This window comes from Sphingobium phenoxybenzoativorans (assembly GCF_001757355.1).
GTDB classification, from domain to species: domain Bacteria; phylum Pseudomonadota; class Alphaproteobacteria; order Sphingomonadales; family Sphingomonadaceae; genus Sphingobium; species Sphingobium phenoxybenzoativorans.
In genome coordinates this window covers 1-10,390 of sequence record NZ_MINO01000099.1, presented here as the reverse complement: position 1 = coordinate 10,390, position 10,390 = coordinate 1, and the positions used below count along the sequence as shown (strand labels likewise).

The 10,390-nt window shown below is 64.3% G+C and carries 14 protein-coding genes; 7 read left to right on the top strand and 7 right to left on the bottom strand.

Annotated features, from left to right (window positions below; all coding sequences use genetic code 11):
- The coding region (locus tag BHQ40_RS22595) for a hybrid sensor histidine kinase/response regulator (RefSeq protein WP_139139430.1) at window positions 1-2,164 on the top strand (2,164 nt) is incomplete at its 5' end.
- A 119-nt stretch (window positions 2,165-2,283) separates the two neighbouring features.
- Here BHQ40_RS22595 and BHQ40_RS26805 read toward each other — a convergent pair.
- Complete coding sequence (locus BHQ40_RS26805) at window positions 2,284-2,385, bottom strand: DUF3606 domain-containing protein (RefSeq protein ID WP_253183450.1); 102 nt, start codon at window positions 2,383-2,385, stop codon at window positions 2,284-2,286.
- A gap of 231 nt (window positions 2,386-2,616) precedes the next feature.
- Between BHQ40_RS26805 and ligD the strand changes: the two genes are divergently transcribed.
- From ligD to BHQ40_RS22580, 3 genes are read left to right on the top strand one after another with little or no spacing between them, the layout of a single operon-like run.
- On the top strand, window positions 2,617-4,482 hold the full coding sequence (ligD, locus tag BHQ40_RS22590) for a DNA ligase D (protein WP_070158020.1): 1,866 nt from the start codon (window positions 2,617-2,619) through the stop codon (window positions 4,480-4,482).
- 13 nt (window positions 4,483-4,495) lie between these two features.
- Window positions 4,496-5,299, top strand: coding sequence for an exodeoxyribonuclease III (xth, locus tag BHQ40_RS22585; protein WP_070158019.1), 804 nt, complete (start codon window positions 4,496-4,498; stop codon window positions 5,297-5,299).
- The gene (locus BHQ40_RS22580) at window positions 5,299-5,790 is read left to right on the top strand and encodes a cupin (protein WP_070158018.1); all 492 of its coding nucleotides are present in this window, start codon (window positions 5,299-5,301) and stop codon (window positions 5,788-5,790) included. Before xth ends, BHQ40_RS22580 begins: the two co-directional genes overlap by 1 nt.
- Window positions 5,791-5,792: 2 nt before the next feature.
- Here BHQ40_RS22580 and BHQ40_RS22575 read toward each other — a convergent pair whose 3' ends face one another.
- The gene (locus tag BHQ40_RS22575) at window positions 5,793-6,017 is read right to left on the bottom strand and encodes a DUF3072 domain-containing protein (protein ID WP_070158022.1); all 225 of its coding nucleotides are present in this window, start codon (window positions 6,015-6,017) and stop codon (window positions 5,793-5,795) included.
- A 147-nt stretch (window positions 6,018-6,164) separates the two neighbouring features.
- On the opposite strand from BHQ40_RS22575, the gene BHQ40_RS22570 reads away from it, so the two are divergent.
- The 3 genes from BHQ40_RS22570 (at window position 6,165) to BHQ40_RS22560 (ending at window position 7,542) form a co-directional block, all read left to right on the top strand.
- Window positions 6,165-6,770, top strand: coding sequence for a class I SAM-dependent methyltransferase (locus tag BHQ40_RS22570; protein ID WP_070158021.1), 606 nt, complete (start codon window positions 6,165-6,167; stop codon window positions 6,768-6,770).
- 6 nt (window positions 6,771-6,776) lie between these two features.
- Complete coding sequence (locus tag BHQ40_RS22565; protein ID WP_253183449.1) at window positions 6,777-7,061, top strand: hypothetical protein; 285 nt, start codon at window positions 6,777-6,779, stop codon at window positions 7,059-7,061.
- 148 nt (window positions 7,062-7,209) lie between these two features.
- A complete protein-coding gene (locus BHQ40_RS22560; protein ID WP_216094919.1) occupies window positions 7,210-7,542 on the top strand; it encodes a hypothetical protein in 333 nt (110 codons plus the stop codon).
- A gap of 11 nt (window positions 7,543-7,553) precedes the next feature.
- Here the strand turns inward: BHQ40_RS22560 and BHQ40_RS22555 are convergent, their stop codons facing one another.
- From BHQ40_RS22555 to BHQ40_RS22540, 5 genes are all read right to left on the bottom strand, one after another.
- Window positions 7,554-7,814, bottom strand: a complete 261-nt coding sequence (locus BHQ40_RS22555) for a GFA family protein (RefSeq protein WP_253183448.1) — start codon at window positions 7,812-7,814, stop codon at window positions 7,554-7,556.
- A 135-nt stretch (window positions 7,815-7,949) separates the two neighbouring features.
- Window positions 7,950-9,023 carry an ATP-dependent DNA ligase gene (locus tag BHQ40_RS22550; RefSeq protein ID WP_070158017.1) on the bottom strand — a complete coding sequence of 358 codons (1,074 nt, stop codon included), beginning with the start codon at window positions 9,021-9,023 and terminating at the stop codon, window positions 7,950-7,952.
- A gap of 6 nt (window positions 9,024-9,029) precedes the next feature.
- Entirely contained in the window at window positions 9,030-9,305 is a 276-nt protein-coding gene (locus BHQ40_RS22545; RefSeq protein WP_070158016.1) for a hypothetical protein, read from the bottom strand.
- Between the two features lie 281 nt (window positions 9,306-9,586).
- The gene (locus BHQ40_RS26355) at window positions 9,587-9,757 is read right to left on the bottom strand and encodes a hypothetical protein (protein WP_171905933.1); all 171 of its coding nucleotides are present in this window, start codon (window positions 9,755-9,757) and stop codon (window positions 9,587-9,589) included.
- A gap of 364 nt (window positions 9,758-10,121) precedes the next feature.
- A partial coding sequence (locus tag BHQ40_RS22540; protein ID WP_171905932.1) for an alpha-ketoglutarate-dependent dioxygenase AlkB occupies window positions 10,122-10,390 on the bottom strand: 269 nt, incomplete at its 5' end.

Below are 10,390 nucleotides of genomic sequence, written 5' to 3'. Positions count from 1 at the left end.
CCTCTTCTACACGCCGGTCTATGAGGCCGATGGCCGGGTCGGCGGGGTCATGTGCACCTGCATCGACAACAGCGCCCGCATCGCGCTCGAGCGCGGTCTCGCTACCAGCAACGCGCGCTTCCGCACCGCGATGGAAGCGATGCACGGCGTGCTCTGGACCAACAGCCCCGATGGCCGAATGGTCGGCGAGCAACCCGCCTGGGCCGCGCTCACCGGTCAGAGCGAAGCACAATATCGGGATTTCGGATGGGCCGAAGCCGTCCACCCTGACGACCGCGCACCGACGATCGAAGCGTGGAACGCGGCCGTGGCTAATCGCACCATGTTCGTTCATGAGCATCGTGTGCGACGGCAGGACGGGGCTTGGCGGCGCTTCGCGATCCGCGCGTTGCCGATCATCGACGATGTCGGCACGATCCTCGAATGGGTGGGCGTTCATAGCGACATCACGCACCAGCGCGCCGCCGAGGAGGCGCTGCGCGAGCTCAATGCCAACCTCGAAGCGCGCGTGGTCGCCGAGATCGACGAACGGCGCAAGGCCGAAGCCAAGCTCGCCCAGGCGCAGAAGATGGAATCGATCGGCAAGCTCACCGGCGGCGTCGCGCACGACTTCAACAATCTGCTGCAGGTGATCTCGGGCAATCTCCAACTGCTCGCGCTCGATGTCGCGGGGAACGACCGCGCCGAGACCCGCATCGCCAATGCCATTGCCGGCGTGTCACGCGGATCGAAACTCGCTGCCCAACTGCTTGCGTTCGGCCGGCGCCAGGCGCTCGAACCCAAGGTCGTCAACATCTCGCGGCTGGTCCGCAACATGGACGACATGCTGCGCCGCGCGATCGGCGAGGGTGTCGAGGTCGAGACGATCGTCGGCGGGGGCCTGTGGAACAGCTATATCGACACCGCGCAGATCGAGAATGCGCTGCTCAATCTCGCGATCAATGCGCGCGACGCTATGGACGGGCAGGGCAAGCTCACCATCGAGCTCGGCAACGCCCATCTCGACGCTGACTATGCCGATGGCCATGACGAGGTCACCGCCGGCCAATATGTGATGCTTGCTGTTTCCGACACGGGCTGTGGCATGGATGCGGCGCTGATCGAGAAAGTGTTTGAACCCTTTTTCTCGACGAAGGGCGAAGGCAAGGGATCGGGACTCGGGCTCTCGATGGTCTATGGCTTCGTCAAACAGTCGGGCGGCCATGTAAAGATTTATTCTGAGGTCGGCGAAGGCACCACAATCAAGCTCTATCTGCCGCGCTCAATGGAGAGCGAGGATATCGAGGTCCACGTTGAGACCGGCCCGATCGTCGGTGGCACCGAAACCGTGCTGGTGGTCGAGGATGACGAGGAAGTGCGCGTGACCGTGGTCGAGATGCTCTCTGATCTCGGCTACCGCGTGCTGAAGGCGGGGGACGCGGGGGCGGCGCTCAATGTCATCGAAAGCGGCATGCCAATCGACATATTGTTCACCGATGTCGTCATGCCTGGCACGCTGAAGAGCCCGGAGCTGGCCCGCAAGGCCCGCGAGCGCCTACCAGGCATCGCTGTCCTGTTCACCTCGGGCTATACCGAGAATTCGATCGTTCATGGCGGCAAGCTCGACGCCGGCGTCGAACTTCTCTCCAAACCCTACACCCGTGAAGCGCTGGCGCGCCGCCTTCGCCATGTCCTCGCCAACCAGCGTCAGCGCGACACGGGCACCGTGCGACCGGCCGGTGATCCGATCGACCCCATGGTTTCGCCGACGGTGCGCGCCGCTGATCCATCGCCGCTTCCTGCACTCGGCCAGCTCCTAGTGCTGGTCGTCGAGGACGATGCGCTCATCTGCCTCAACACCGCCGAGATGCTGCGTGATCGCGGCTATGGTGTGGTCGAGGCCGGCAGCGCCGAGGAAGCGATGGCGATCCTGGAGAGCGAGCCAATCGATGTTCTGGTCAGCGACGTCAACCTGCCGGGTTGCTCGGGTCTCGAGCTCGCCGAACAGGCGCGCGGCCTGCGGTCCTCGCTGGCGATCGTGTTCGCGAGCGGGGATACCGCCGCCGTGATCGGCACCCAGGGCGCTACCATTCTCGCGAAGCCCTATAATATGGGCGAGCTCGATCAGGCGGTGAAGCAGGCAATGGCCCAGGTCCCGACCGACGGACGAGTCACCAGCAGCTAGATGTTCTATCAGCCGGGACGTGGCCGCAGTGGTCGCGGTCGAAGCGCGAGGAGACGTGTAACCTGGCAATGGGCGGCGGGCGGATGGAACCGCTCCGCGAGCGTTCAGCTGTTCAGACGCTACTCGACCGCATCGGCGCTGTTGCCGACCGCCTTCAACGCTTCATCGAGCCGCTCATGGCTGACGCCGAACTTGCCAGTCCAATAGTTGACTTTCTTAATCCTCGCCGAGCGCGATGTGCGAAGAATTCTCCGGTCCGCGCGATGTCTTGTCGTCGGCCATGATCGTCTCCTGCTAAATATCTATCATGGCTGGGTGACACCGTATGGCGTGGCGCAGTTGCCTGTGAAGCCGCGATCGGGCTGACGCATCGGCCAGCCGAGTCAGGCGAGCGTCGGAACGAGTTCCGGGCCGGGGGATTTTGTTGTTGTGGACCAACAGGGATCATCAGCATGGCGCGGATGAGCGCAGCGCGGGCGAAAGTGCCTCGCAATCTAGGCGGTGGCGCGCCGCCGCCATTCCGGCCCGTCCAGTTAGCGACGCTGGTCGATACCGTTCCGACCGGCAACCACTGGCTTCATGAGATGAAATATGACGGCTACCGCGTGCTGCTTGCTGTCGGCGGCGGCGAAGCAGTGGCTTACACGCGCTCTGGCCTCGACTGGTCGGAGAAGTTCCCGGGGCTGGTCGAGGCAGCAGCCCAGCTGAAAGTCGGTACGGCGCTGATCGACGGCGAGGCGGTGGTGCTCGACAGCGACGGGCGGTCGGGCTTCCAGGCGTTGCAGAATGCTTTGAAGGGCGCCCCGGAACGAATAGACTATTTTGCCTTCGACCTGCTCGAGCTCGACGGCGAGGATCTGACCCAGATGCCGCTTACCGAGCGCAAGGCGCGGCTGGCGAAGATCCTGCCCAAGGGCAAGTCGCGGTTGCGCTACTCCGATCATATCGTCGGCAATGGCGAGAAACTGCTCCACCAGTTCTGCGAGGCCAATCTCGAAGGCGTGATCTCTAAGCAGGTCGATGGCCGCTATGTCGGGGCGCGCTCGGGCGGCTGGCTCAAGACCAAATGTATCAAACGCCAGAAATTCGTGGTGGTCGGCTGGACCCCGTCGGACAAGTCGCGGCTGTTCCGCTCGCTGATCCTGGGCGTCCATGAAGATGGCGTACTGCGCTATGCCGGCAAGGTCGGCACCGGCTTCGACACGCAGGAGATCATCGACCTGATGGCGGTGATGGCGCAGCTCGAACAGGATGCAGCGACCGTCAAGGCGCCGCGGGCCGAGGTGCGCGGGGCGCATTGGCTGCGGCCGAAACTGGTCGCCGAGATCGCCTATACTGAGATGACCAATGAGGGAACGCTGCGGCATCCCTCTTATCTGGGCCTGCGCGAAGACAAGAAGCCCGAGGCGGTTGTCGTCGAGCGCGAGGCGGCGGTCGAGACCGCGACAGCGCCGGCATCTTCGGTCACCATCACCAATCGCGACCGGGTGATCTTCCCTGAGGGCAAGCTCACCAAAGGCGCGCTCGCGGACTATTATGCGCAGGTCGCGCCGATCATGCTGCCCTGGGCCGGGTCCCGGCCGATCAGCCTGGTGCGCTGTCCGCAGGGCCGGGCGAAGAAATGCTTCTTCCAGAAGCATGATGCCGGCAGCTTCGGCGATGCGGTCAAGCATGTCGCGATCCGCGAGAAGGACGGGCATGAGGAACCCTATCTCTATATCGACACCGCCGACGGGCTTTTGACCTGCGTGCAGATGGGCACGATCGAATTTCATGGCTGGGGTGCGCGGATCGAAGATGTCGAGAAGGCCGACCGGCTGGTGTTCGATCTCGATCCCGATGTTGGGTTGGATTTCGGGGCGGTTCGCACCGCCGCCTTCCACTTCCGCGACATCTTGAAATCCATCGGCCTCGAGACGTTTCCGATGGTGACCGGCGGCAAGGGCGTGCATGTGATCGCGCCGCTAGTACCAGACGCCGAATGGTCCGAGGTGAAGGACTTTGCGCATCGTCTCGCGCAGGCGGTGGCGCAGAGCGACCCCGAGCGTTTCACCGCCGCCTTGCCCAAGGCGGAGCGCAAGGGCCGCATCTTCGTCGATTATCTCCGCAACCAGCGGGGCGCGACCGCGGTCATGCCCTATGCCGCGCGGGCGCGGGAAGGGGCACCGGTCGCGGTGCCGATCAGCTGGAAGGAAATGGAGGCGATCGACAAGCCTTCGCACTGGTCGATCCGCGATGGTGCCGAGCTGGTCAAGCGCGCCGGTTCCAAGGCCTTGGTGGGATGGGGGCGCGCCGATCAGGTGCTGCCCGATCTGTGAGCGGCCGGTGCCCATGAAGATCGCGACCTATAATGTGAATGGCGTCAAAGGCCGCCTCGCTGTACTGCTGCGGTGGCTTGGCGAGGCCGAGTCCGATGGTGTGGTCCTGCAGGAGTTGAAGGCGCTGCAGGAGAAGTTTCCGGAAAAGCCGATCCGTGATCTTGGCTATGACGTGATCTGGCATGGGCAGAAGTCGTGGAACGGCGTCGCGATGCTCAGCCGCGTCGGCGAGATTCACGAGACGCGGCGCGGGCTACCGGGTGATCCTGACCCCGGTCAGAGCCGCTATATCGAGGCTGCGGTAAACGGCATACTCAGGCTTTATCTGCCGAACGGCAATCCCCGGCCGGGTCCCAAGTTCGATTACAAGCTCGCCTGGTTCGAGCGGCTAATGGACCATGCCGCCGGGCTGCTCGAGAGCGGTCTGCCGGTGATGCTGGCGGGCGACTTCAACGTCATGCCGACCGATCTGGACGTCTATAAGCCCGAGCGCTGGCTCGACGATGCGCTATTCGCGCCCGAGGTTCGCGAGGCCTTCTTCCGCCTGACCGGTCAGGGCTGGACCGATGCGCTGCGGACGCTGCATCCGGACGAGGTCATCTACACTTTCTGGGACTATTTCCGGAGCGCCTATGGCCGCAATGCCGGGCTGCGTATCGATCATCTGCTCCTGAGCCCCGCGCTCGCCGACCGGCTGGTTGTCGCACAGGTCGACAGACATGTACGCGGCTGGGAGAAGACCAGCGATCATGCGCCGGTGTGGATCGAGCTGGCCGACAAGCCGAAGCGCAAACGCACGAAGAAGGCGGTCGCCTGATGGAAATCGAGACCTTCCTTCTTTCGGAGAATGACTGGGTACCCAACAATTCGCGCGTGCCAGTGGTCGTCTATCGCGGCGCGCTGGATGGCGAAGGCGAGGAATTGGCTGAACGGTTCGAGGCGCTGTTCGAAGGACATGGCTGGCCGCCCGACTGGCGCGACGGCATCTTCGACTATCACCATTATCACTCGACCGCGCATGAGGCGCTGGGCATGTTCGTCGGGACAGCGACGCTCGAGCTGGGCGGGCCGGGCGGGCGGCGGATCGAGCTGAGGCCCGGCGATGCCCTGCTGCTGCCGACCGGGACCGGGCATCGCTGCATCTTCGCCAGCGCGGATTTTCAGGTGGTGGGCGCCTATCCGAAAGGGCAGGACTGGGACATTTGCCGCGAGGCGCCGGACGATGCGGCGCGGACGCGCATGGCGGCGCTGCCCGATCCGCGGCGCGATCCGGTCACCGGCGAAAGCGGAGTCCGGACCGGTGCCTGACCTCAGCGGCCGAGCTGTTCCTTCAGCGCGTCGATGCGCTGCGACGCCTCGGCCTTCGTCAAATCGTCGGGTGGCAGTGCTTCGCCCGCTTCCTCGCTCGATGTCGTCAGATAGCTCGCCTGCGCGCCGGTCATTGGTTCGTCGCCCGAAACCCAATTTTCCGGGTCCTTCTCGGCGTTCGATCCAGGATGGTCTTCGAGCTTGGGATTGTGGAGCTGCTCACGCATATGCCTGTCCTTGTCCACTGTTCGTTCCCATGAGCGATGGCAGGCGAATGTGGTTCCCGGCTGCGTCCCGGAAGGGCCGCGGCACTTATTATGGTATCGACCGTCCCGGGCCGCACGCGAAGCTGGCGACAATGCGATGAGGACTGGATGAAGGATACCGGTCTAGTCACGGCGACCGAGTTCTTGCGCCATCCTTCGATGGTCGGTTCGGCCTTTCCCGCGACCGGGCGAATGGTGCGCCGCATGCTGGCGCCGGTCGACTGGTCCACGATCGAGGTCGCGGTGGAATATGGGCCGGGCAGCGGTCGCTTCACTTTCGCGATGCTCGAGCGCCTACGACCCGACGCCAAGCTGATCGCGATCGAGACCGGCGCGGAGTTCGTTGAAAAGCTGCGCGCCGCGACCGAAGATCCGCGACTGATCGTGGTCGAGGGATCGGCGGAAGATATCGGCCGGCATCTGGTGGACTGCGATCTGGATCACGCCGATCTGATCCTAAGCGGCTTGCCGTTCTCGACGCTGGTGCCTGACGATGCTGCCAGGATCATGCGGGCTACGGCGGTGGCCTTGGCCCCATCGGGCATTTTCGCCGCCTATCAGATGCGCACCGCCATCCGACCGCTCATCGAGCGTCATTTCGCAGCGCTGCGGCATGGCTATGAATGGTGGAACGTCCCGCCCTGCCATCTTTACTGGGCGACGACCGCGCGACCCGATACCAGGGTCGGTAGCGCGCCGACACGAGGGGGATGATCGATCATGCCGACGGGCTGGAAACTCGATTTCGTCAACCGGACCGCGCTGCTTGCGCGCCTGTTTCCGATCTGGCGGGATGTCGTCGCCGATCATGTGACGCGCGATGCCGAGGCGGACGATGACGCGCCACTTCCGCCCGAGGTCAATGCGATGATCATCGGGCAGGCCGATGACGGGCACGGCCTGCAGGCGATGGTGGTCGCGATCGAAGGTTCGACGCGGCGTTCCGATGGCGGCACCTATCATATCACTTGGTCGCTCGACCGCGCCGCCGGCCGGGAAGCGTAGGACAGCAACACCGTCATCGCCCAAGGCTGGAAGATGCTGCCCGAGCCGATCGCAATTCGGCTTCATCCCGCCACCTTCTGACCGAAAGCCTGGCAGCCGCTTCCCGACGTCGAATGTTGGAGGATCGGACAGCAGTCAGGAGCGCAGCATGACCGACAAGAGTTTCACCCCGACCCAGCGCATGCCGTCGGCTGCGCGGCGTGGCCTGAGGCTGCGCGCGAAGTTCGAGCGGGGCGGCACACAAGTCGGTGTCGACCGCGCGCATCAGCTCGCCGAGCGGCGTGACCTGTCCGAAGCCGATGTGAAATCGATGCACAGCTTCTTCGCGCGTCATGCGGTCGATAAGGACACCAAGTCGCATACATGGAATTCGGACAGCAACCCGTTCGCCGGGTTCATCGCCTGGCTGCTGTGGGGCGGCATGCCGGCAAGCGCTGGGCCGACAGCAAGGCGAAATCGCTCGGGTTTTGACGCGGCCTGAGTGGCGTGCCTTCATTCGGTCTCGCCGCGATCGTGGCGGTCGCGCGTTTCGCGATCATGCGAATAATAATGATCGAGCGGGAAGGGCGGGAGCCAGGTCTCGCGGCGCACCGTCCAATTCTCATAGGTCGGCAGAAACTGGTCGGGCGCATCGAGCGCGCCCAGATACAGTTCGATCTCGTCCTGATGATGCGCGAACACCGAGCTGCCGCAGTCCGGGCAGAAGTGGCGTCCCCGATAGGCGCGGCTCTCGCCTTCGATGCTGACGGCCATTTCGGGGAAGATGGCAGCGGCGAAGAACAGTGCGCCATGATGCTTGCGACAGTCTAGGCAAGGCAGATGCCGATCCGGTTGGGTTCGCCGCGCGCCGCGACCCGCACCTTGCCGCACAGACATCCGCCCGTCACCTCAGCCATCTTCATCCCTCCCTTGATCGATGAGCTGGAGAAGCTCGGCCGGCCGCAATTCGCGGACCAGCTGGTCATAAGTGCATTGCGTGGGTGCCTTGTCCGGGCGCCAGCGACGGAAGCGCGTGCCATGGCGAAAGCGCCCCGCGGTGATCTGGTCATAGATCACCTCGATCACCAGTTCGTGGCGCAGCTTGATATAAGCGCCGATCTTCTCGGGGTTCCAGCGGCTGGGGCCGCCCGGCGCCTTGCCGGTGAAACCGGGTTCGCCCTCATGCGGCGCCAGGCGCTCGATGAGGGCCTTGCGTTCGCTGGTCGGAAAGCCCGAGCAGAAGCCAACCTGGTCGAGATTGCCCGCCTCATTATAGAGCCCGAGCAGCAGCGAGGCGACGCCGCCCTTGTCCGCCTTGCGATAGCCGCCGACCACGCAATCGGCGGTCCGCAGCTGCTTGATCTTGCGCATCGCGCGTTCGCCCGAACGATAGGGTTCCTCGAGCGGCTTGGCGATCACGCCATCGAGCGCGCCGCCGCTGGACTTCAGCCAATCCATCGCCTGTTCCACATCCATCGAGGCCGGTGACAGCAGGATGCGATCGTCCTTCATGGTCCGGTGCAGCGCCTCGAGTGCGGCGCGGCGATCGCTCAGCGGTTGATCGCGCAAATCCTTGCCGCCGATCGCCAGCGCATCGAACAGGATAAGCTGCGCGGGTGTTTCCTTCGACAGTTTGGCGATGCGCGAAGCGGCGGGGTGCAGCCGGGCCTGGAGCGCGTCGAACGAGAGCGTGTCGCCGATAGGGATCACCAGCTCGCCGTCGAGCAGCAGATGGCGTTGCTTCAGCTTCGCGATGCGCTCGACCATCTCCGGGAAATAGCGGCCGAGCGGCTTGCCCGATTTGGACCAGATCTCGATCTCGTCGCCGTAGCGCGCGACGATGGCGCGGAAGCCATCCCATTTGGGTTCGAACTGCCAGCCCGGCTCGTCGGGCAGCGTCTCGACCAGCAGCGCTTCCATCGGCGCGAGCGGAGCATCGCGCGGCGGGGATTTCTGCGGTTTGGCGGAAGCGCGCGGCGCCATGTCCGATCAATGATCCGGCAGGTCTTTGGGATAATCTTCGGGCTTTACCTTGCCGACATTGGGCCGGTCTTCGACATCCTCCTGAGGCTGTCCGCCCGGCGTCTGTTCCTGGCCGCGATTAAGCGTATCGCTCGGGCTGCGGGCATCGCCCTCCTTTTGACGCTCGGTCGAAATGTTGGGGTTCGGCTGGGTCTCGGTAGCACTGTTGGGCGCGTCACCCTTGCGACCCGGCTCGGTCGAGAGATTGGGGTTGGGCTGGGTCTCGGTTGCTCTGTGGGCCATGATCACTCTCCTCGGATAGAGAGAGAACCCTCCGCCGTCCTCGGGGTTGCCGATAAGCTTTACGAGGCACCCGTGATCGGAAGATCAGTCGTCGCCAAGCGCTGCCAACCAGTCGGCATAGAATGTGGCGCGCTTTTGTGTGGCGCGGGAAGCCCGCGGCACGCAAAAGCGCGCTCAGCCATTTGCCGTCCCAGCTCGGCGCGCTGGCAAGCAGGTCTGGCCATTCAGTTGGGCGACCATGATGCGGGCGACTTCGTCATAGGGCGTGCCGGTGGCGAGATCTACCAGGCAATGCCGTGGATCGCGGCCGCCCCCGCATCCCAGTCGGTCCAGTCGGGAGCGGGGCGGATCAGATAGGCAGCGCTGCTGCCGTCCTCGAACACCCAGCCGACCTCGATCGGATAGCTGCGCTTGGCCAGCGAGGACGCTTCGAAGTCAAGAAAGACCAGCATATCGCCACAATCGGCGGATGGGGTCGCGGGTTTCAAGGCAAGGATCGCTGTTGGTGCCGAGCGGGTGCGTGGCGAACAGCAATCGCGGGCGAATAAAAGCGAAAGGCCGCCCCTCTCGGGACGGCCTTTCCATTGTCTGTGCCTTTTGCGGCAGGCCCTTTAGAGCCCGACCCCCGCGGAGGCCGCGCCCAGACGAATTGCCGCATGTGGCATGGGACAATGAGGCATCTGACCACCTCCTTTCGCTTGTTGACGATGAGCGAAATGTGGGTGTGAGACAGTGGCAGTTCAAGGCTGCAAACCATTGCGCTCGAACGTCTTACAAGACGCGATGGATAGACTGACCGTCTCCGCTGGTGGCGGGTCAGCGGCGACCGAGGCTGCGGAAGGTGATTGACCCGCGTGGCACTTCCATCGGCGCGATGCTGTGCTCCCATGCGTGCCGCACCTCGCCGGCGAGATGGTAGATCGAGCGCGGTTCCAGTTGAACCCTGGCGCGGTCGAACCCTGTCGGGGTGCGGCGGCGCAGGCGGAGGGTAGCAGGATTGCCGAGCGAGATGCCGACGACATGCTCGAACACCGGGCGATCCTTGTGCCAGCCGATGCCGGCGCCCGGATCGTAGCGGATCAATA